The organism is Bradyrhizobium sp. AZCC 1678, from assembly GCF_036924765.1.
Taxonomy (GTDB): Bacteria; Pseudomonadota; Alphaproteobacteria; order Rhizobiales; family Xanthobacteraceae; genus Bradyrhizobium; species Bradyrhizobium algeriense.
The window spans coordinates 4,434,019-4,454,980 of the sequence record NZ_JAZHSE010000001.1; the positions used below are offsets into that span (position 1 = coordinate 4,434,019).

The window sequence follows — 20,962 nt, forward strand, 5'->3', positions numbered from 1 at the left end:
ATCTGGCCGAATTGGCCATATCGTCAACGGTCCAGGAAAGTCGTCGTTCCGCTCCTGCGTGGCTCACGGAAGCGTCGAGGTCCAGGCCCGGCCCGACGCAGCCTTCTCATAGCCATGCTGATAAAGCGCGCGCATATAGGCGGTGTCGAACCCTTCTGAGCGCGATGCGGGATAGTCGCGCTCAATGTAGGACAGATGGAAGCCCCACCGGTTGCGCTTGGCGAAATCGTAGGTCGAGAAGATCACCGAGCGCGTCTGGGACTGGGTGATCGACGACAGGCTGCGTGAAGCGACATCGAGCGTGCTGTTGGACACGAGCTCGAACGTTCGTTCGAGCTTCTTGTTGACGAGGATGTAGATGTTCATCCGGCTGTTTCCGGGCAGGCGGCCCTGGAACAGCAGGGCATCCGGCAGCGTCAGGACTGGAGCGGTCACGCCGCCGTCGACATGCATCTCCTCGAAGCGCCGGCCCTGTCCCTCGGCTTCGATCAGGATGGGCGGGAAAACCAGGGGAATGCTGGCGGAGGCCGCCATCACGTCGCGAAACAGGCGCAGCGCCTCGGGCGAACCGATCGCGGCGATCTTCCCCATGTCCCAAACGACCGTGCGTTGGGTGTCGAGATCGGTCGTCACCACGAGCAGTTTTCGGCCCTTGGCATTTTCGCGTGCAACGGCGGCCAGGATCTCCGGCCCGACATAGCGGGCCACCAGTTCGCGCAGTCGCTTATTGCCGAACAGGCCGGATCCGAAGAGCACGCGGATGATGCTGGCATCATCGAGCAGGCTCTCCGCGATGCCGCTGGTGTAGACCTCCCTCAGCGTGTCGTCGTATTGGGAGCCGAGAAACGCAAAAGGCGCAATCAGGCCGCCGGTGCTCACGCCTGAGACGACCGAGAAGGTCGGACGGGTGCCGGCCGCGGTCCAGCCGTTCAGCACGCCCACGCCATAGGCGCCATCGGCGCCGCCGCCGGAGAGCGCGAGATAGGTCTTGGTTGAGGAGCGGTCGTCTTTCTCGAAACGGAATTTTGTGACGGGTTCGTCGGTGTAGCGCCGCAGCCCGTCGATATCGAGCACGCGGGAGCCGGAGGCATCCGCAGCGCTGTAGGGCGTCCGCGGCAGGGACGTGCAGGCGGCCAGCGCGAGGCTGCACAGCAAGACGGCTGACCGGAGCAGGCGTGAGCCTGTCCTCCTGATCCGGCGGTCGGAGAGGATTGATCCAGTCAGGAAAGAGAGGGAGGGCATTCGCCGCCAGTCACCGTACACACGCACTTGCCGCCGCCGGCCTCATCGCCAGCGGGGTTTCGTGCCCGGTTCATAAAACTATACGGTATCGTTTTGTTTGACAAGAGGCGAAGGGCGCTCTGGGCGGCTCAATGGTGTCCGGCGTGGGACGCGGGCTGCTCCCGAGCGAGAACTGACCACTCGCGAGTAGCCAGTTGCTCTCCCTGTCTACGCCCGGCGATTTGGCGCCGGCGTACAGCGTCAGCGAATCGTCCTGACATTGAACATTCCCTTCGCAGGGAATGTTGGCAGCCGCTTTCTTTGCGCGGGTCGGTGTAGAGGTCGAAAAGGCAGCGCCGGACAGACCGGGCTTTTCGCCCACCCATACGCGCTTTTTAGTGTTACCTTGCGCTTGCGCGCCAGGTTGCCGGTTCGCAGGGAGGATTATTCCACGAACCACCGGCAAACTGGCCAGCGTCTGGAGCCCGGATGCAGTGAACGATGCGGGAGGGATGGACGACTGCGCGGTTTTTGTCGTACCACGCCGCCCTGGTGCCTGAGCCCCGGGTTGCCGGTTCGCAGGGAGGATTATTCCACGAACCTCCGGCAAACTGGCCAACGTCTGGAGCCCGGATGCAGTGAACGACGCGGGAGGGATGGATAACTGCGCCGTTTTTGTCGTACCACGCCGCCATGGCTGGACTAGCGAACATGGCCGCGGCGATCAGTCCTACCGAAACAAGCTTACTCATTTGCGCGTCTCCATATGATATCAGTGATGGAATGACTGCGCCGATGCACATCATCAAGTGTTGATCTATATCAACCTCGTTCCCGAATACGGCGGCTGATGACCGCCCTCGGTCAATCGTTACTGAAATGGGGTATCCGCGCGACGTCCGCTTTCCTCCCAATAGCCACCGTAATATCGCGCCGCAACAACTGAGCCAAAGTGCCGAGTTTTATTCAATAGCAAGGGAGCCCGAGTGCTTCCGTGTTGGGCACCAAGCGTCACATTTCATCCACCAGGCGGTTGATTGGCCGTTCTCGGCACGCAATAAGCAGCGCCATGAGTCTTCCCAATCATTTCGAATTGCTCGCCACCAATGGTACGGCACGCACCGGCCGCCTGACCACGCCGCATGGCGTGGTGCAGACGCCTGCCTTCATGCCGGTCGGCACCGCAGGTGCGATGAAGGGCCTGCACTGGCGCGAGGTGCGCGATGCCGGCACCGATATCGTGCTCGGCAACACCTATCACCTGATGCTGCGGCCGGGCGCCGAGCGGATCGCCGCGCTCGGCGGTCTGCAGGCCTTTCACCGGCTGGAACGGGCCGATGCTGACGGACTCCGGCGGCTTCCAGGTGATGTCGCTGTCGGACCTGCGCAAGGTGAGCGAGAAGGCCGTGACCTTCCGTTCGCATATTGACGGCGCCAAGGTCGAATTGTCACCGGAACGGTCGATCGAGGTGCAGCGGCTGCTCGGCGCGGACATCGCCATGCAGATGGACGAGTGCGTGCGGCTGCCGGCTACGCGCGACGACATCGAACGCGCGATGCGGCTGTCGTTGCGCTGGGCCGAGCGCAGCAAGCGCGCCTTCGAGACCGCGCCAGATGGTTACATGCTGTTCGGCATCGTGCAGGGCGGCGACATCCCCGAGATGCGCCATATCAGCGCGCGCGAACTGGTCGAGATCAATTTCCACGGCTACGCGATCGGCGGGCTTGCGGTCGGCGAGCCGCAGGCCGTGATGCTTGCGATGATCGATGAAACCGCGCCGGCGCTTCCTGTGGATTGCCCGCGTTATCTGATGGGTGTCGGCACGCCCGAGGATTTGCTGGAGGCGGTGGCGCGCGGCATCGACATGTTCGACTGCGTGATGCCGACCCGCAACGGCCGTCATGGCATGGCGTTCACGCGCTTCGGCCAGATCAATCTGCGCAACGCCCGCCATGCCGACGATCCGCGGCCGCTCGATGAGGAAAGCGAATGGCCGGCGACGCGAGACTATTCCCGCGCCTATCTGCATCATCTGGTCAGGTCGGGAGAAACACTCGGCGCCATGCTGCTGTCGGAAATCAACGTGGCGTATTACCAGCACCTGATGCGGGGCATGCGCGAAGCGATTTCACAGGGAATTTTTGCTGACTTCCGCGAACGCACGCGCGCAGGCTGGGCGAAGGGCGATATACCGCCGCGCTAGGGTGAAGTTGCCGGAGCGCGTGTGGACTTTCGGCCAAGCAGGATAATGACGGCTGCCAGAAGTTGAATCAGGGCAATGAGGGCGAACGGAAACTGATAATCGGCTGTCGTGTCACGCATGGCGCCAATGATGGCCGGAGCGAATGCAAATACCCCCTGATTGATGGCGACAATCAGCGCCACCGCGGTGGCGACATCCTCGCGTTCGAACTCCTTCTGTACGATCAATGGTGGGAGTGAGGTCAGATTGCCGATGCCGAGACCGAACAGAACGCACCCAAGCGCGAGACCCATCCATCCGCTGGCGAAAATCAACAACAGGACACCGCCGATCTGCACGGCAAAGTTGGCGGCAGCCGCGAACCGGCGATCATGCTTGCCGATCCACTTGCCGGCCGCGATCCGGCCAATGACGGCACATACCGTCGCCAGGCTGACAAGAAGCCCGGCATGCTCAATTCCAAGCTCCGGCGTAAGACGAGCCACCAGGTGGGCCAGCAGGCCGATCTGGGCGAAGAGTCCGAGCGAGAAAGCTGCCGAAATCGTGATGAAACGCGCGGATCGAACGATCTCGATGCGAGTCCGTCTCGGCTCCGGTCTCGCTCCCGCCTGATGCGAGGCGTCGCCGTCTGGCGCCAGCCCCATGTCCTCAGGGGATTTGGTCAGGAACCTGACGCAGAGGTACGCGACTGTGGCGACCATGCAGCCACCGATCAGGAGCGCGGCGGACGGAAATCCGATCGATCGTATCAACGAGACCCACAGCGGCACGAACAGCACGCCGCCGACGCTGGCGCCGTTGAACGCAAGTGCTATCGCCATCGGCCGGTCGCGATCGAACCATCTTGCCACGATGGCGTTCAGTGCTGCGCCGCTCGTTAAGGCCCAACCAGCGCCGCTCGGGATTGCGGCGGCGAACAACTGCCACGGCTCGCGCGCGCCGGACCACAGGATCAGGCCGGCCGCCGTGAGGACTGCGCCAAGGAACGTCGTTTTGGCTATTCCAAGCCTGCGATGTATCTCGGGCAAGCCGGCAATGACGATAGCGCTGAGCAGGAAGTGGCCGGTGACGGCCAACGAAATCTGCGAGATCGGCCAGCCCCGCGTTTGGTGCAGCGATTGAAGAAACACGGAAGGGCCGTAGAATCCGATGCCCCAGGCAAACACGGCGATTGCGAACGCCGACCAGGCAACTGACCATCCAAAGAACCGGCTCGCAGCGACCATTGTTTCCATTTTCCCGAAACATAAGATGGGCACGAGGTAGCATCAGGAGTGCGCGATGGCTCGCCGCAATCGGACTCGGTCGTCGGCAAGAACCAGGGTCGGCAATCTGGATGTGGCAACCTGCGAGAGGGCGCGCGTCAGCCGCGATCGACGATTTGACGGTCGGTTCTTCTCAGGCGTCAGGACAACGCGCATCTACTGTCGTCCGGTCTGCCCGGTTCGCCCCGCGAAGGCGGAAAACGTGTCGTTTTATCCATCGGCAGCGGCCGCGGAGCGCGCTGGATTTCGGCCGTGCCTGCGTTGCCGGCCAGAGACGGCGCCATTCTCTCCGGCATGGAAGGGTTCATTGGCGACCGTCGAGCGCGCGGTCCGGCTGATCAATGAGGGCGCACTCGATCGCGCGCCGGTTGAAGTGTTCGCGGCCAGCCTTGGCGTGGGCGCGCGGCATCTCACCCGATTATTCGACAAGCATCTCGGCGCCAGCCCCGGTCAGATTGCCAGGACGGCACGCGTGCAGCGGGCGAAACGACTTTTGGATAATACCAAATTGCCGATGATCGAGATTGCGTTGCTGGCGGGGTTCCGCAGCCTGCGTCGCTTCAATGCGGTCTTTGCAGAAGTGTACAAGCGTCCCCCGACCGAAATTCGGCGGGCGCAGCGGAACGGTTAGAAATCTTGGGATCAAAAGCAAACGCGCGCCGGGTGGGCGCGCGGTGACATCGCTTCGACAGTTTAAGTCAATTACAGGCGAACCGCTTGACCGAATGTTTGGTCACGAATCCGTAACCGCAGGTGTCGCAGGTCCAGAGATAGCTGATCACGTTGTCGTTGAGGTAGGCGGAAGCTTCCGCAGCCACCATGGTATCGGCGCACACAGGGCACGTCGGCAGATCACAGCCGCGCGGATCGGGCTTATACGCTACGGTCGACAGGATTTCAGCAATAGCTGGCATCGTGACCCTCCTTCGCGATCTGAACTTCTGGGGACCTCTGGCTCAGTTCGCGACGAAAGTATAACCAAAACCCTTGACGATGTCGCAACACAAATGAGTTGATTTCGCGATATTTAGCGACGTTCTTGTTTGCAATGCAGCGAACTCTTCGCTCCGGCAATTCCGACTTGCGCATCGGTGCGGCCGCCTCCTAAGTAAGAGAGCCGCCAATTCCCCGCACATGATTTGTTACAGGAGTGTTGAGATGGATGCGTCGTCGGTAACGAGTGCAGTGCAACGTCCGGGGCGGGGTCGGGTTTTCGATTCCATCGTCGATGCGATCGGCGACACGCCGATTGTCCGCCTGCGCAAATTGCCGGAGGCGCATGGTGTTAGCGCAACCATCCTGGCCAAGCTCGAATATTTCAATCCCGCCGCGAGCGTGAAAGACCGCATCGGCGCGGCGATGGTGATCGCGATGGAGAAAGCCGGCGTGATCAACGCCGACACCGTGCTGATCGAGCCGACGTCAGGCAATACCGGTATCGCGCTCGCCTTCGTCGCGGCCTCGCGCGGCTACCGGCTGAAACTGGTGATGCCGGAGTCGATGTCGATCGAGCGGCGCAAGATGCTGGCCTTCCTCGGCGCCGAGATCATCCTGACGCCGGCAGCCCAGGGCATGAAGGGCTCGATCGCGACCGCGGAGGAACTGGTGCGGACCACGCCCAACGCCGTGATGCCGCAGCAGTTCAAGAACCTCGCCAACCCCGAAATTCACCGCCGCACCACGGCGGAAGAAATCTGGAATGACACCGGCGGCAATATCGATTTCTTCGTCGCCGGCGTCGGCACCGGCGGCACCATTACCGGCGTCGGACAGGTGCTCAAGCCGCGCAAGCCGTCGTTGCGGATCGTCGCTGTCGAGCCGGAAGAAAGCCCGGTACTGTCGGGCGGGCAGCATACGCCGCATAAGATTCAAGGCATCGGCGCCGGCTTCGTTCCGGACATTCTGGATCGCTCTGTTATCGACGAGATCGTTAGGGTCAACGGGCCGACTGCGATCGAGATGTCGCGCGCGCTGGCGCGCATGGAAGGCATTCCCGGCGGCATTTCCTCGGGCGCCGCGATCGCGGCGGCACTCGAGATCGGCAAAAGGCCCGAGAGCGCCGGCAAGACCATCCTCGCGATCGTGCCGTCATTCTCCGAGCGTTATTTGTCAACCGCACTGTTTGAAGGAATCTAGCGATGGCGGACCAGCCGCGGCGGCCGAGAACCCTGAACGACGCGCGCACCGAGGCTGAGGCGGCGTTCAAGCGCACCACCACCAAGGTGGCGGAAGCGCCGCCGAAGACGCCCACGCTTCCCGGCGTGAGGGAATTGGTCTCGCTGCGCATCGATCAGGATGTGCTGGAATATTTCCAGGAGGGCGGCCCCGGCTGGCAGGACCGCATCAACGAGGCATTGCGAAAGGCCGCGGGCAAATAGATCGCCGCGAGCATTTTAATTTTGCGAAGTGCAGAATGAAGAAGCGCAGAATGAAAAAGGCCCGGGATGAACCCGGGCCTTTTTGTAAATGGATCGCTTGCGCCTTAGCGTAGCATGCCGCCCACGACGCCGCCGATGAAGCGCCCGGCGCCGGCGGGGTCAGGACCGGGCGCACTGTGCTGGCGCGGTTGCGGTTGAGCTTGCACTTGCGGTTGAGCTTGCGGTGGGCTGCTGGCACGGCGCTTGGCAGGACGCTCCTCGTCGGAACTCGCGGTCGGCGCGGCCGCGACGATCTCGGTCAGCAGCGCCTTGTGCTGCAGCTTGTTGAGGTAGCCGCTCTTGGGATAGCCGCGGGCGGCCTGCCAGCGCGCGATCACGCCGCGGGTGGCCGGATCGAACTGGCCAGTGGCCTTGGTGTCGAAGCCGAGCCCGGTGAGGCGGCGCTGCACGTCGCGGCGCTGGCCCTTGTCGAGGCCGATCTGGTCCTCGGTGGTCTGGTCCGCTTCCTCCTTGAAGGTCGCGGGATCGATGCCGGTGCTCAGGTTGCGGGTGGCATCGGGTTTGGGACCGGACTCAAGCGAAGCAATGCGCGACAAGGCCAGCGAGCGGAACTGACCGTTGGGATAGTTGGTCAGATAGGCGTTGAGTTCTTCCGGCTTGTTGGAATCCTTGATCGAGCGCCAGAACTCCAGTTCCACGTCCGACGCCTTTGAAGCGGACCCCGCCGGCGCTGCCGCCGCCACGGCGCCAGGCGCGGGCGCGCCGTTCAGGTAGACCGTACCGATCAGGTTGGTGTGACCCCAGGGCAATTGTCCCTTGTTGGTCTCCTCATTGACCTGGGCGCGGACCTTAGTCATCGCCTGCTGGATCTCGACACCGGGCTGGGTGAGGTTGGCGAGCAGGGCGCGCGTGAACGGGCTGTTGCTACCTTCCTGGCCGTCGAGCGCGGTCTGGCCCGGGCCGGTCGCGAACGCGATCAGCGTGCCTTCGCCGGATTTCATTTCGGCCAGACCCGTCTGCACGTTGACGCTGCGGGTCGCGGCGTTCGACTTGATCTTGGCTGCAAACGGGTTGTCGCGGCAGGCATCGAGGAACACCAGCTTGACCTTGGCGTCGCCCATGGTCTGCTCGAGGGTGAGGTCGATGTTGATCGCGGCGCCGAGCTTGACGTCCATTTCGGATTTGATGTCGGCGTCGATCGGCAACAGATAGTTGGTGCCGGAGATGGCAATGCCGTGACCGGCGTAGAAGAACAGCGCGACGTCGGCGCCTTGCGCCTTCTTGCCGAAGTCGAGCAGCCGCTCGGTCATCTTGTCGCGCGTGAGATTGGAGCCCTCGACGACTTCGAATCCGACATTGCGCAGTGTCGCGGCTATCGCTTTCGCATCGACCGACGGGTTCGGCAGCGGGGCGACGTTCTTGTAGGCGCCGTTACCGACGACGAAGGCAACACGCTTGTCGGCGCTGGCTGTGCCCGCCGTAAAAAGCATGCAGATGGCGGACAAAATGAGGGTTGGGTAGCGCATAGGAAATCCCCCTGCAGAATCGATAAAGGCTTTGGTTCTAACTCTAGACGGACAGTACCGAAAATCACCCGCTTCGCGCCACAAAAAAGCGGGCGAATAACCAAATCCGGGGCCATCCGTTACCGTTGTGCCACGCGCTGTCGCGTGATCTAGATCACAGCCCGGCAAATAAATTTCAGCTTTGGGCGGATGCCTTAGTCGAAGGATTCGGTTTTAGGTTCAACAGATTGCCGGTGAGGATCAGCGCCGCGCCGAGCACGGTGAACAGGTCCAGCCGTTCCGAATAGATCAGCCAGCCGGCGGCGGCGCTCAGTGGAACCCGCAGAAAATCCATCGGGATCACCACAGTGGCATCCGCATGCAGCATCGCGCGCGCCATGCAGTAGTGGGAGAACGTGCCGCAAAACGCGATCACCACGACCCAGCCCCACAGATAGGTCGGCGGCCACGTCCAGACGTAGAGCGCGGGAAAGAGACCTGCCACCGATTGCACCACCAGCATCCAGAACATGATCGAGAGCGGCTGCTCGGTCCGGGTGAGCGACTTGACCATCGCGACCGACACGCCGAATCCGACGGCTGCGGCAAGCGCGATCAACTGGCCCGGATTGACCTCGCTGGTGGCGGGGCGAACGATCACGACGACACCGACGATGCCGAGCACGATCGCCGCGATCTTCCAGATCGTCATGCGCTCGCCGAGAAACGTCACGGCCAGGATCGCGGTCCAGATCGGCATGGTGAATTCGATCGCCACCACCTGGCCGATCGGGATCAGCGTCAGCGCAAAGAACCAGCCGAGCTGCGCGCCGTAGTGGATGAGGTTGCGCGCCACGTGCTGCGGCAGTCGCGTCGTCTTCATCGCGCCAAATCCGCCGCTGGCGCGGATCAGCGGGTACAGCATCAGGAAGCCGAGGATCGAGCGCATCTCCATGAGCTGGAACACGTTGATCTCGCGCGCCGCCTCGCGTCCGGCGACCGCCATGATCAGCATCAGGCTGAGCCAGCCGGCCATCCACAGCGCGGCCAGGGTTTTGGATTGTGTGCGGTCCATTCGGCAGGAGATCGGTTGAGGGCAGACCGGTATCGGCGAGCACGCCACAATTTGCAATGCGTATATGCAGCGGGGCAGCGATGCGCCGACCCAATTTCACTGTGGGAGCGCGCCTCCGTTCAATGCTAAGGGATCGTCCAACATTGTCGGTCACGGGAATTGAGGAGGACTTACGCATGCGTATCTTGCAACCGGCCGAATGGTCGAAACCCCGCGGCTTCTCGCACGGTGTCGAGGTGGACGGTCCCGGCAAATGGATTGTGCTGGCCGGCCAGACCGGCGGCGACGAGAAGGGCGATTATGCCCCTGACATGGCCGCCCAGGTCGGTACGGCGCTGAAGCGCATCGTCAAGCTGCTCGGAGAAGCCGGCGCGGGACCGGAGCACATCGTGCGCCTGACCTGGTATCTGACCAGCCGCAGCGAATACGAAGCCGCAGGTCCCGGCATCGGCGCAGCCTGGAAGGAAACGCTCGGCCGCAATTTCCCGCCATCGACGCTGCTCTACATCGACGGGCTGGTCGACGTCAGGGCGAAGGTCGAAATCGAAGTCACCGCCTATGTGCCCAAGCCCTAGAGCCCAAGGCCTAGTGCCAAAGGCTTAGTGGCCAAGGCGGAACCAGACATCACAAGGAGCGGGCGCTTTCCACGTCAGGCGCGCCGGAAAAGACAAAAGGATATCGTGAGCCAATGACCAGTCGATCGACCTCTGCAGACTTCGTGACCGCCTTCGCAACCGGCTGGCCCGAGCACCAGCCCGACATCATGGTGCTGTCGCTGACCACCCAGCGGGGCGTGCAGGATTTTGCGTTCAACAAGGAGCAGGCTTTGTTGATCGCCAAGACGATCAAGGAGACCGCGGCGAAGCTCGAGAAGCCAAAGACGAGTTAGTGCGACGGCACAACTGTCATCGCCAGCCTTGTGCGCAATTGCGCACTGGAGCGGGCGAGCCAGTATTCCAGAGATGTTATGACTGAAACGCCAGGGCGCGGCGTACTGGGTACCCCGCTTTCGCGGGGTACGACAGCCAGGCCTACTTCGACAGCGAGATATTGGCAGCGCGGAACTGGCTGTCGGCCTTCATGGCGATGTGCTGCTTGTTGCCGGTGGTCTTCAGCGCGATGCTGGCGCCGAAGCCCGCCGCCTGGGCGATCACCTGGAAGCTGCCGTTGGCGCCACGGCCCTGGATGTTGCCGCCGACATTGCGGCTGGTCTCGCTCCAGGTGCCGCTGACTTCGCCGCCCGCCGCGACCACCGCCGCTTGCAGGTTGAACCGGTAGGCGTCGCTGGCGCAGGTGAGGACCATTTCCATGGTGGGGCCGTTCACCTTGTAGGTCGCTCGGCAGCGGATCCGCTCGCTCGAACCATCATCCAGCGTCACGGTGCCGGGGCCGGACCAGGTGCCTGCCATGCCGGCGAACGCGCTGGACTGGGCGTAGCTGGTGGAGGCCGCGAAAGCCGTCAAAAAAAACGCGACGGCTGCGAATGTCAGCCGCCGCGCTTTGGCGAAAAATTCTGAAGTCTGGCTTGCCTTACTGACGGGACGCTTCCCATCGACCGCTGCACGCGACACCAGCTGAAGCCCCATTCCATTTCCCCGATCCGGAGTTGCCACTGAGTTGACCGTTCGCATATGCACCATTGATCGAGACTCGCACAAGTCCCCCGCTGCCGACGCTGCCGGAAACCGGACCGCCCGAAATCTTGCCGTCGGCGACATTCACGGTCGACGTAGTCTGCGCATCGCAACTGCCCGTTTTTGTGACAACGGTAACCTGCCAAAGGCCGTCATAGGGCGACTGGGCGGAGGCTGGAGCTGCGGCCAAGGTCGCGGCGGCGGCAAGAAACGAGGCAAACAAAATGTCGCTGATGCGATTGGCGCGCATGGATCAATTCCTTGAGATGTGTGTGATGGCGTGCCTTATCTGGTCACAATGTGTCCAAACTTGGGTGCGACGCAATACTGTGGAAAGTTCCCGGGATTTCAAACACATCAAGGTGAATCTGGTTCCGGTCGGGGAACGAAAAAATCGTCCCTTTGATGCCAAATTCGGCGCGAACCGGAGGCTTGAGGTATTTTGGTAAGGGTCAGTGCTTGCCGTCGGACAGGCTCGGCGCTTGGGTGGCGAATTCTTCCTCCTGCGGCGTAGCAGGGAGGTTGTGGTGGGTCCTGGCGTGAAAGATGACGTCAGCGAGCAGTTTCTGGCCCAGCGGGGCCAGCGCGCGCTCCCAGAGCTCGCGGGCGGTCTCTCCCTTTCTGACGAAGACCCACTCCTGCGCGGCGATGGCGCCGGCATCCATCCGGTCGGCGAGGTGGTAGACCGTGCCGCCTGTGATCGGATCGCCTTCCTTGATGGTCCATTCCACGGCGGCGATGCCGCGATGCCGGGGCAGGAGCGAAGGGTGATAGCCGATGCCGCCGAGTTTGGCGGCAGCCAGCGCTTCCCGGGTGACGCGGGCATGGCTATGGGCGGTCACGATCAGGTCGGTATTGGGTGCGATTTCCGATGCGGCCACGCGTTTCGGATCGGCCTGCACGACGACCTCGATCCCGGCGGCCCGCGCGGCAGCGGCAAGCCGGTCCTCGCCATCGTGAACGACGACGAGGACGATATCGACCCCGTGTTGGCGCAGCGTATTGAATGTCGTCACGCCGAAATGGCGGGAACCGACCAGGGTGATCCGCATGTGTTCTGTCCGTCGTCGTTAATCAGGCCGTTATGCCGATAGCACACCATGGCGGCCTGTTTCGACGCCGGCCCCGGGGCGTGGGGGTTATCAACAGGGTGGCGATAGCGTTTTCCAGCGAAGTGGAGGCCGGTTCGCGGCAGGAAAACGCGTCAAATCAGAAATCTAGCCTTTGACGGCGCAACTCGGGTAGGGCGCGGCCTCGCCGGGGACGATCGGGCAGAAGCGGATCGGCTGCGCCAGGCATAGGCCGGTTCTCGTCATCGCAGATCCCCCAATGCGCCTGCGACTATCGAGCGGAGCCTGAGCACCAGCCAGCGTGAGTGGCATCACAGCGGCAACGAACGACGCAGCGCTACAGTTCGGGCCAGGATTAGCAACCACGGACTGTCAGCATGAAACGCTTTCTGATCTTCGCCGCCGTCGCGCCGCCGCTTGGCTTCATCGTCGCGTTCTGGGTGATGCTGCAGATTGCCAATTGGCTTGCGGGCAGCCCGACCACGTTCGATGTCGCCCAGATCATGATGCTGCCGACGATATATCTGGTCGGGTTGATCCCGGCGCTATCGGCCGCGTGGTTCGACCATGCGCTGGCAAAGCGCAACGTCTCGTACCGCATCGCGCTCACGGCGCTGTTCGGCTACACGATCAGCTACCTGCCGTTTGCAGCGGCGTTCTGGATCGGCTTCGGCCACGGTCCGTATGTCCTGCTGCTCGGCCTCATCGGCGCGGTGCCGTCAGCGCTGTGTTCGTGGCTGGCGGCCGAACGGCAGGCGCCTGACCTTGTTCCGTCACCATGAAAGGATTCGCAGCGCTGACCGGGAGTAGGTCGGGATCGGTTGCTCGACCGGCCCGGACTGTTGTTCGGCCGCCATCTGCAGCCGTGCCCGCAGGTCGGCGCTGCACTGCTTCATCTGGTTGCGCAACTCGCGCCGGCTGAAGGTGGTGAGGGAGGGATCGCCAAGCTGCCGCCAGGCAGCGCGCAGCCACTGCTGCAGGGCGTGGATATCGGAATCGAGGACCTCAGGCTGGTTCATTGCCGCCGAAATCTCAAAACGTGACCGCGCCATGATTAGGTCTGATTCTTTCGCCGACGCCTACTCCGTAGCAGGGCGGACGGCAGAAAAAGCCGACGCGCTGGAAGCAGAGGATCTGGAGCCAAGGATCTGGAGGCGAGGGAACGCGCGCCCCATATGATCGTTGCATGAGTGCCTCCTGGAGCGATCTCGATGTCCCGCAATCCGGCGCTTGTTCTTTTCGTGGCGCTCGTCCTGATCGCCCCCGCCAGGGCATTCGCACAATTGACGCCGCCAGCCGGCTCGGCCGGCGCCGGCAACTCGTCGATATCAGGTGTACCGTTCGGCCCGGCCAATCCCAGGGCGCTCTCCGATCCCAGCGGCATCGGCAACGCCGCGAATATCCCGCCGCTCAGGCCCAACCCTCCACCGCCGCCCGTCTCCTACGGATCGGTTGATCAGCCGGCGCGGGCACGCCTGGTGACGCCGCCCTATGCGGGCGCTTCGCAGCGGATCATCAGCCCGCGTCAGGCTCGCCAGCAAAAGCCGCCGGTTCGGCGGCGGACGCGACCGGAGGTGAGCAGTTTCACGGGGATCTGCCGGGGTTGCTAGAGCATGATCCGGAAAAGTAGCCCCCCGGTTTTCCCTCGCGACAAACCCGGAGCGTTTGCCCGGAGATCATGCTCTATCGGTCGAATTGCGATCCATTCCGCAAGCAGCGACCACGCAAGGAAACGGACGTTTCGATGCCCGGCCTTCGCGGGGAACGATTGTCTCTTGCTGGACTTAAGAGCTTGGCGGTCATGCGTGCTGATCCTGCATGTGCTGAAGCCGAGTATCGTGTGATGCAAGATTGCCCCCACGGGGCAGGAATAGCGGGAATGAACATCCAGCAACGGACGGCCAAGACTCTTTCCCCGCCGGGCCAGTCCGCCACTCCGGACGTCGCTCGGGCGCTTCGCGAACGAAGGCTGCGCGCGCGCGAAGAGAGGCTGGCTGTCACAGCCGAACAGGCGCTGGCGCGCCGCAGCGAAGAGCAGGCGGCCCTGTTCCACTTCTCCGAAAGGCTCCAATACGCCACGTCACTTCCAGATGTTTACGACGCCGGCCTGGATGCCATCCTCGCGGCACTCGCCTGCGAGCGCGCCTCCATCCTCCTGTTTGACGACAGCGATGCGATGCGTTTCGTCGGATGGCGGGGCCTGTCGGACGGGTACCGGATGGCCGTCGAAGGCCATTCGCCATGGAACAGGGACGAAGCAAATCCGCGTCCGGTCACCTTCGAGGATATCGGCGTTTCAGCACTTTCGGATGCGCTCAAGGAAACGATCGCGCGAGAACATATCGCAGCGGTTGCTTTTATTCCGATCATGATCGGCGGCCGGCTCGCCGGAAAATTCATGGCCTATTACGACAGGCCGCATCACTTCGTCGAACCGGAGATCGACGTCGCGTTGACGCTGGCGCGGCAACTGGGCTTCGGCATCGCGAGATTGAGGACGGAACAGGCGCGGTGCGCCGCCGAAGAGCGTGCGAGGCAGCTCGTGTCCATCGTGGAATCCTCCGACGATGCGATCATCAGTAAAGACCTGGACGGGATCATCCGGAGCTGGAATCCAGGCGCCGAGCGGCTGTTCGGCTATACGGCCGGCGAGGCGATCGGCAAGCCCGTGACCATTCTTTTCCCACCAGGACACGAGGATGAGGAACTCGGGATACTCGCGCGCATCGCGCGCGGCGAACGCATCCACCATTATGAAACCGTTCGCCGGCGCAAGGACGGCAGCCTTCTGGATATTTCGCTGACCGTCTCGCCCGTGTGCGACGGCACGGGGCGCATTGTCGGCGCATCGAAGATCGCCCGCGACATCACCGATCGCAAGGACGCCGAACGCAAGCTTCGGGAGAGCGAGCAGCGTCTCACCGAATTGCTCGCGGCTATACCGGCCGCGATCTACACGACCGACGCGCAGGGGAAAATTACCTATTTCAACCAGGCGGCGGTCGAATTCTCCGGCCGGACGCCGACACTCGGCAGCGACGAATGGTGTATCACCTGGAAGCTGTTCATGCCGGACGGCACGCCGCTCCCGCACGATGAGTGTCCGATGGCTATCGCGCTCAGGGAAGGGCGCGCCGTGCGTGGCGCCGAAGCGGTCGCCGAGCGGCCGGACGGGACGCGGGTGCCCTTCATTCCGTTCCCGACGCCGCTGCGGGATGCTTTCGGCAGGATCACCGGCGCCATCAACATGCTGGTGGATATCAGCGAGCGGCGGCAGGCGGAAACCCAGCAGCGGCTTCTGCTCGATGAACTCAACCATCGCACCAAGAACAACATGCAGATGCTGCAGTCGCTGCTGTTCTGCGCGGCAAGGACCGCGCACAGCGAGGAGGCGCGGAAAGTCCTGAAGGAGGCCAGCGCGCGGATCGCGGCGATGGCGGCGGCGCAGCGTGTGCTGTACGGCCGCAGCGATGCAAGCCATTTCGCAGCGGAAGAATTCCTGCTGGCGGTCTGCGGAACCATCCGGCAATTGCTGCCGCCGGATGCGCGAATTGAATGCGGTATTGCGCGCGGCGTGCTTTCCAACGACGTGGCGATGCCGCTCGCACTGATATTGAACGAGCTGCTGACAAACGCCGTAAAGCACGGCGTCAAGGATCATGCGAGGCAGGGCGTCCGGGTCAACTTGACCGGCGAGGGCGGGCGGCTGGCGCTCTGCGTCGAAGATGACGGGGAAGGGTTCGACCTCGAGGAGGTACGCAAGACCTCGTCCGGACTGCAACTCGTGCTCGGCCTCGCGCGCCAGCTGCATGGAACGCTCTACGTCACGAAAAATCCCTCGCGGGCGTGCCTCGATTTCCCCGCTGCGAAAATCTAGAGCGGTGACCGATGACGCCTCAGCAGCGCGCAGGGCATTTTGCGTTGCCGTCCAAGCCGGACCGGAACCCGCCGCCTGCCGAAGAGGCTCGGCGGATAGAAGACAAGAAGGGCCCACTACGCGTTCTCGTCGTCGAGGATGATTTTCTGATCGCCATGCAAACCGAAGTCGCGCTGACGGCAGCCGGCTTTGAGGTTGTCGGGCCGGCCATGACCGCCGAGGAAGCCGTCGCGCTGGCCGGCGAGGCGCAACCGACGCTCGCCGTGATGGACATTCGTCTCGCCAGCACCCGCGACGGCATCGACGCCGCACGGCAACTCTATCAGGACTTCGCCATTCGCTGCATCTTTGCGACCGCGCATGACGATGCGCACACGCGCGGACGCGCCGAACCCTATGCCCCGCTCGGATGGCTGCCGAAGCCGTACACCATGGCTTCGCTCGTCGCGGTGGTTGCCGATGCTGTCGCGGAGCTGCGCCGCCGACCGTAGCGCTCCGGCAAGCGCGCTTGCAGGTGCTTTCCCGTTCCCGATCCGCTTCAGTCGACCGGAAGGCTCAGTCTCGATAGTAGTACCGGCCCCGCGGCGGGCGTTGGTAGTACCCGTCGCCGTAATACTGTTGACGCCCCTGCTGATATTGCGGCGGTACCATCCCGTTCGGGTAACATTGGCCATCCCTGACATCGAGGTCGGCGCCATGGCCACAAGGAACGGGGTAGCGGCCGCCGCGATAGTAACGCGGATATTGCCTTGCGGCCTGGTCCTGCGGCGGCAGATAGCCGTTCGGATAGCAGAGGCCATCGCGCGCGCTCAGGTCCCAGCCATGGCCGCATGGCGGCGGATGGGCGGGGACACCGTATTGCACGGCTTGAGGCAAGACAGGTGCATCCAAGACGGGTGCAACAGCGCTTCCAGGCGTCATGCTCAACTGAACGGCCAGTGCTGCGGCGGCAATGCTGACGATCATGGTCCTTCTCCGATCAAACCAGAAGCTGCCGGCGTCTCCACGACGTGCTTACCGGTCGCTGCGTTGCGTCCATACAAAACGCGCGCTGAATATCCGGTGAACGCATTTCAAGTATCGGAAGTCAAATCCCTGCAACGACCGCCACGGGACAGCCGCTGTACGGCGAACAGCTGTTCAGCGTCGCCGCGCTAGCGCATTTCGTAGTAGCCGTTTCGTCGATAGTGATAGCCCGGGCGGCCTTCCTGATACTGCCGTGGCACCGTGCCCGTCGGGTAGCAGAGCCCATCGCGAATATCGCTGTCTGCGCCGTGACCGCATGGTACCGGGCGCCGGCCGCCGCCGTACTCCAGGGGATAATACCGGCCCGATTGAAACCGCGGCGGCACCGTCCCGTTCGGGTAGCACTTGCCGTCCCGCTCATCGAGATCGTAACCGTGGCCGCACGGCGGCGGACGGCCGTCACGGCGGTACCGGATTTCATGGGCCAAGAATTCATGGGTCAAGAATTCATGGGTCAAGATTTCCTGGACCAAGGGCGTGCTTTCGTTAGGCGAATGGGCTGGTACTCCCAATTGTAGCGCGAGGGCTATGCCGGCAATGCTGGCGAACATCTTTCGGTCCCTCCGGTGAACACTCAATCTCCCTGCGGCCGATCTTCGCTCCGGAAATGGCCAGGGGAAAGTGCGTTTCCATATCGATGCTGTGTGTGCGCTCGGGAAGGCCCGGCCTACCGAAATTATGACGTCCTTCCGGAGCGACGTTCCTGCGGCAGTCGGTAGGCGACAAAGGAGACTATCACGCAATGGCGGCTGAACAGGCGATCGCCGCGCATTCAGCGGAGCAGAGGTTGGCAGCCCGAGGCGTGAAAACAAAAGGCCGCCCGGAGGCAGCCTTTAATGCTGATGGATCAGGCTTGTTGAAGATCAGCCTTGTTGAGGATCAGGCTTGGCGAGGCGCGACCGCCCCGCTTTCGTCCGCCCCCGTCGCTCAGGTCGTCCGCGCGGGAATATCCAGCGATGTCAGGCCAACGTTTCTTCATCCCGACGGCAATCTTTTGGACCAGTCGGTTTCCACACTGAAGAAACGGCGTGAACGACGCCCGACGTTCCGCTCTCAATCGTGCGCGGTGGCGTCGAAGATATCTTTTGGATCGCGTATGCATGAGGCATCGCTCCAAGCTCGATAGTCATTAACAAAAAGGCGCCGACCGGAAAGCGGCCTGAGGATGTTCCGGCAGCAAAAAAGCGACGCCTGTTTAATCTGTTTAATTTAATAGTTGAATGTGGCAATAATGTCACCATCCGGAACCAAGGTCAATCGATTTAATCACGGTTAAATTGCGCGACCGCCGGGGGTGACGACGACCGGCGGGACGCGGGGGCGTCGGTCCCGCGCCCTCCGTTTGGCATGATGTTCGCATCCCTGTCGCATCCTGTCTTGGAGCTCACATGGGCGAAGTTGTGCGATTTATCCCAAAGTCTGATCTCGACCGGGCTCGTTTAATTCGAGAGGCCCGCGCGATATACGAGCGCATATTCCCGACGACTGAGCCCGTCAGGGAGCAGCGGGACGACCCCAAGGAATGAGCTTTGCAACGCGGTGATGATGGGCCGCACGATGACGTAGAGGGCGACAAGGCTGCCCAATGTGATCGCTGCATCTGCCGGCGCAATCACGCGCTTGGTGGAGACGCGAATGCCGCGGAATCACGAAGATATCCGACGCCAAGGCGATGCACATTCTTGCGCGGGCGCGGACGCGCAATCAATCTCGCCAGAACTTCTCGCCCTCGAACCTCGCATAGCGAATTGAGGTTAGCCCGCCGGTTCACGCTGGCGGGCCCGCCTCGCAGCTTCCTGAAGGGGCACCCCAAAAGATCCGATTGGACACCCAATAGAGCAGGTACGGGGTACCCTGCCATTTGCTATCAAGTGGATGTGCCGAACTCAGTTTGTTTCTCGGCACTGACGCATAATCCTTACTTGCGGCCCCAGCCCCCAAGCCCGCTGGGGCCGTATTTTGGTTGGCGGCGTTCTTGCAGTCTACAGCGCCCGAGCACCTGCCCAATGGCGCTGGCTAGCTTTGCCGCCAGGAAGCGGGGCTCACTGGCATCCGATGCAAGCTTAAGAAATCGTTAATCTCAGGTTGCTACGAATTTCCCAATCGCGGAAACCCGCCCAAGCCCCCGCGAGAGTGCGAAACCCGCCGATCTCAACCCGGCGGGTTTCTGCATGACGCGCAATTCTGCCAAGAATCACACCCAGCTTGAATAGGCCATTCCGGTGGGTGAACCGCAGTGGTAAGGCCCGGCGTATGTCGTCCGGCAACGTCGTGCGTCGGGCCGCCTCGACTTTCGAGGGCTGCCCATCTGCTTGGCTTCGATGTGAATAATATATAGCGGCCGTCTGGCTTCGTCGGTCACCTCCAAGGTCGACCGGGCCTAAGATTGCCGTCTATGGCTTTGAAAATCTCGCCAGCGGTGATGGTAGCCTGCCGCCAAGCAGCTTCCTTGTCGGGGGAGGTTGTCGCCCTTCGGTCCCGCGCTCTAATTCGAGGCCGACCATTGACCTATCTCAAGGGATTTATTCACGGGGAATGTTTGTTGAACGCCATGGATCGCAGCACCTTGTACTTCCGGTTCTCGCTGATCTGGTTGGCCCTACTGGCAGCCATCGGATTCGCGCTCTTGCTGTTCACGTAGACGGATGCGCCTGATCTGAGCGGGAACATTGCCACTTGTTCCCGAATTGTAGGTAGGTGCCTTTGATCCTGATTGCCCCGAGGCACACATCTGGCGGCCCCAGCCTTCCCCCTGGGGCCGTTTCTTTGAGCGCACGTGGACGGCTAATCTATGCGCATGATCCGTACTCTTACGGACCAAATTCCGATTCCTAGGTAACAAAGCGAACCGACGCTTGTTCTATTCTGATCTAAGATGTTCGCGTTTCATCACGTTCGGAATGTTTGCGAATCGCCCGGCCCAAAGCCGGGCTTTCGTTTGAGAAAAGAAACGGCCCCAGCAGGGGGCTTAAGGCTGGGGCCGTCATTCCAATGCGCCAGGCGGCAAAGCCGGCGCGTACCTAAAACGCACTCCGGCTCCTCTCGTTCCGATTTTTCCCGAAACTCGATGTAGAGTCTGGTACCGGACAGACGGCTGAAGGGCGGGGAATTTTAAATGGCCTCACAGGGAGGCAGCGCCATGGGAAAACGGGGACGCATCAAAAACGAGAAGACGTTTGAAGAGCGACTGGCGGAAGAGGCCCGACGCTTTAAAGAGGCAGCAGATAAGCTCCCTCACGGCCCGGCCCGGGAACTACTTCTACGGCGGGCTCGCCAGGCTGAGACGGCCGCTCACATCAATGAGTGGCTGAGATCGCCCGGACTGCAATCCCCCACCTCATTGGGAAACTTGCTGCCGGACCAGGAGAAGTAAGGCCGCCTCAGTCGGCGGCCTCTTTCGTGCGGGCCCGGGACGGCCTCGCAGACTCGCCCCTGCGCTGGCGCCGATCGACCGGCACAACGACAGAAGCCGCAAGATGAATGATCTCTGAAATCCCAAACTTCGCGATTAGCTGCGCAACTCGCCGCTGATCCCCGATGTCCTCAACGAAAACCGAAACTCCGGATGGTATTGCCCATTTGAAGCCCGACGAAAAATCATCGATCACGACGGGTAGTTCGCCACGATCGGCAAGTTCGTACACCATGTGGCTCCCAATGTATCCGGCACCGCCGGTGATAAGGATCGCCATTGCTATCGCCTAAGG

The 20,962-nt window shown here is 62.3% G+C and carries 22 protein-coding genes and 2 pseudogenes; 12 read left to right on the top strand and 12 right to left on the bottom strand.

Annotated elements, in window-relative coordinates:
• Positions 1–63 precede the first annotated feature (63 nt).
• Complete coding sequence (locus V1294_RS20895) at positions 64–1,155, bottom strand: patatin-like phospholipase family protein (protein ID WP_442895365.1); 1,092 nt, start codon at positions 1,153–1,155, stop codon at positions 64–66.
• Positions 1,156–2,290: 1,135 nt separating this feature from the next.
• Between V1294_RS20895 and tgt the strand changes: the two are divergent.
• Positions 2,291–3,425 (top strand): annotated as a pseudogene (tgt, locus tag V1294_RS20900) (tRNA guanosine(34) transglycosylase Tgt).
• Here tgt and V1294_RS20905 read toward each other — a convergent pair.
• Positions 3,422–4,651, bottom strand: coding sequence for an MFS transporter (locus tag V1294_RS20905; protein WP_334499772.1), 1,230 nt, complete (start codon positions 4,649–4,651; stop codon positions 3,422–3,424). The pseudogene tgt and the gene V1294_RS20905 sit on opposite strands and share 4 nt — an antisense overlap.
• 55 nt (positions 4,652–4,706) lie before the next feature.
• On the opposite strand from V1294_RS20905, the pseudogene V1294_RS20910 reads away from it, so the two are divergent.
• Positions 4,707–4,952 (top strand): annotated as a pseudogene (locus V1294_RS20910) (Ada metal-binding domain-containing protein); the annotation flags it as partial.
• 45 nt (positions 4,953–4,997) lie between these two features.
• The gene (locus V1294_RS20915; RefSeq protein ID WP_334489691.1) at positions 4,998–5,321 is read left to right on the top strand and encodes a helix-turn-helix transcriptional regulator; all 324 of its coding nucleotides are present in this window, start codon (positions 4,998–5,000) and stop codon (positions 5,319–5,321) included.
• A 67-nt stretch (positions 5,322–5,388) separates the two neighbouring features.
• On the opposite strand, the gene V1294_RS20920 is transcribed toward V1294_RS20915, so the two are convergent.
• On the bottom strand, positions 5,389–5,604 hold the full coding sequence (locus V1294_RS20920) for a hypothetical protein (protein WP_108515848.1): 216 nt from the start codon (positions 5,602–5,604) through the stop codon (positions 5,389–5,391).
• A 244-nt stretch (positions 5,605–5,848) separates the two neighbouring features.
• Between V1294_RS20920 and cysK the strand changes: the two genes are divergently transcribed.
• The gene (gene cysK / locus V1294_RS20925) at positions 5,849–6,826 is read left to right on the top strand and encodes a cysteine synthase A (protein ID WP_334480892.1); all 978 of its coding nucleotides are present in this window, start codon (positions 5,849–5,851) and stop codon (positions 6,824–6,826) included.
• 2 nt (positions 6,827–6,828) lie between these two features.
• The gene (locus V1294_RS20930) at positions 6,829–7,068 is read left to right on the top strand and encodes a BrnA antitoxin family protein (protein WP_108515844.1); all 240 of its coding nucleotides are present in this window, start codon (positions 6,829–6,831) and stop codon (positions 7,066–7,068) included.
• A 104-nt stretch (positions 7,069–7,172) separates the two neighbouring features.
• On the opposite strand, the gene V1294_RS20935 is transcribed toward V1294_RS20930, so the two are convergent.
• Both V1294_RS20935 and V1294_RS20940 read right to left on the bottom strand, forming a co-directional pair.
• Positions 7,173–8,594: a caspase family protein gene (locus V1294_RS20935; RefSeq protein WP_334480890.1), complete on the bottom strand. Its 1,422-nt coding sequence runs from the start codon at positions 8,592–8,594 to the stop codon at positions 7,173–7,175.
• A gap of 175 nt (positions 8,595–8,769) precedes the next feature.
• Positions 8,770–9,648 (bottom strand): DMT family transporter, encoded by an 879-nt coding sequence (locus tag V1294_RS20940; protein WP_334499774.1) that lies wholly within the window; start codon positions 9,646–9,648, stop codon positions 8,770–8,772.
• A 176-nt stretch (positions 9,649–9,824) separates the two neighbouring features.
• Here V1294_RS20940 and V1294_RS20945 point away from each other — a divergent pair, with 176 nt between their 5' ends.
• Entirely contained in the window at positions 9,825–10,223 is a 399-nt protein-coding gene (locus tag V1294_RS20945; RefSeq protein WP_334480888.1) for a RidA family protein, read from the top strand.
• Between the two features lie 113 nt (positions 10,224–10,336).
• Entirely contained in the window at positions 10,337–10,537 is a 201-nt protein-coding gene (locus tag V1294_RS20950; RefSeq protein WP_108515834.1) for a hypothetical protein, read from the top strand.
• A 142-nt stretch (positions 10,538–10,679) separates the two neighbouring features.
• On the opposite strand, the gene V1294_RS20955 is transcribed toward V1294_RS20950, so the two are convergent.
• From V1294_RS20955 to V1294_RS20965, 3 genes are all read right to left on the bottom strand, one after another.
• Positions 10,680–11,234 (bottom strand): hypothetical protein, encoded by a 555-nt coding sequence (locus tag V1294_RS20955; protein ID WP_334499776.1) that lies wholly within the window; start codon positions 11,232–11,234, stop codon positions 10,680–10,682.
• The gene (locus V1294_RS20960) at positions 11,179–11,532 is read right to left on the bottom strand and encodes a hypothetical protein (protein WP_108515832.1); all 354 of its coding nucleotides are present in this window, start codon (positions 11,530–11,532) and stop codon (positions 11,179–11,181) included. The genes V1294_RS20955 and V1294_RS20960 overlap by 56 nt, the downstream gene beginning before the upstream one ends.
• 202 nt (positions 11,533–11,734) lie before the next feature.
• A complete protein-coding gene (locus tag V1294_RS20965; protein WP_334499777.1) occupies positions 11,735–12,334 on the bottom strand; it encodes a formyltransferase family protein in 600 nt (199 codons plus the stop codon).
• Positions 12,335–12,729: 395 nt separating this feature from the next.
• Between V1294_RS20965 and V1294_RS20970 the strand changes: the two genes are divergently transcribed.
• Positions 12,730–13,134 carry a DUF5413 family protein gene (locus V1294_RS20970; protein WP_334499779.1) on the top strand — a complete coding sequence of 135 codons (405 nt, stop codon included), beginning with the start codon at positions 12,730–12,732 and terminating at the stop codon, positions 13,132–13,134.
• On the opposite strand, the gene V1294_RS20975 is transcribed toward V1294_RS20970, so the two are convergent.
• Complete coding sequence (locus V1294_RS20975) at positions 13,126–13,371, bottom strand: hypothetical protein (RefSeq protein ID WP_334499781.1); 246 nt, start codon at positions 13,369–13,371, stop codon at positions 13,126–13,128. The genes V1294_RS20970 and V1294_RS20975 overlap by 9 nt on opposite strands.
• 192 nt (positions 13,372–13,563) lie before the next feature.
• Between V1294_RS20975 and V1294_RS20980 the strand changes: the two genes are divergently transcribed.
• From V1294_RS20980 to V1294_RS20990, 3 genes are all read left to right on the top strand, one after another.
• Positions 13,564–13,962 carry a hypothetical protein gene (locus tag V1294_RS20980; RefSeq protein ID WP_334499783.1) on the top strand — a complete coding sequence of 133 codons (399 nt, stop codon included), beginning with the start codon at positions 13,564–13,566 and terminating at the stop codon, positions 13,960–13,962.
• Between the two features lie 269 nt (positions 13,963–14,231).
• Entirely contained in the window at positions 14,232–16,229 is a 1,998-nt protein-coding gene (locus V1294_RS20985; RefSeq protein ID WP_334499785.1) for a PAS domain S-box protein, read from the top strand.
• Positions 16,230–16,240: 11 nt separating this feature from the next.
• Positions 16,241–16,720 carry a response regulator gene (locus tag V1294_RS20990; protein WP_334499787.1) on the top strand — a complete coding sequence of 160 codons (480 nt, stop codon included), beginning with the start codon at positions 16,241–16,243 and terminating at the stop codon, positions 16,718–16,720.
• Between the two features lie 64 nt (positions 16,721–16,784).
• Here the strand turns inward: V1294_RS20990 and V1294_RS20995 are convergent, their stop codons facing one another.
• A complete protein-coding gene (locus V1294_RS20995) occupies positions 16,785–17,195 on the bottom strand; it encodes a hypothetical protein (RefSeq protein WP_334480882.1) in 411 nt (136 codons plus the stop codon).
• 188 nt (positions 17,196–17,383) lie between these two features.
• Positions 17,384–17,806 carry a hypothetical protein gene (locus tag V1294_RS21000; protein ID WP_334499789.1) on the bottom strand — a complete coding sequence of 141 codons (423 nt, stop codon included), beginning with the start codon at positions 17,804–17,806 and terminating at the stop codon, positions 17,384–17,386.
• A gap of 191 nt (positions 17,807–17,997) precedes the next feature.
• On the opposite strand from V1294_RS21000, the gene V1294_RS21005 reads away from it, so the two are divergent.
• Positions 17,998–18,381, top strand: a complete 384-nt coding sequence (locus tag V1294_RS21005; RefSeq protein WP_334499791.1) for a hypothetical protein — start codon at positions 17,998–18,000, stop codon at positions 18,379–18,381.
• A 2,254-nt stretch (positions 18,382–20,635) separates the two neighbouring features.
• Here V1294_RS21005 and V1294_RS21010 read toward each other — a convergent pair.
• Positions 20,636–20,947 (bottom strand): NAD-dependent epimerase/dehydratase family protein, encoded by a 312-nt coding sequence (locus V1294_RS21010; RefSeq protein ID WP_334499793.1) that lies wholly within the window; start codon positions 20,945–20,947, stop codon positions 20,636–20,638.
• Positions 20,948–20,962: the final 15 nt, after the last annotated feature.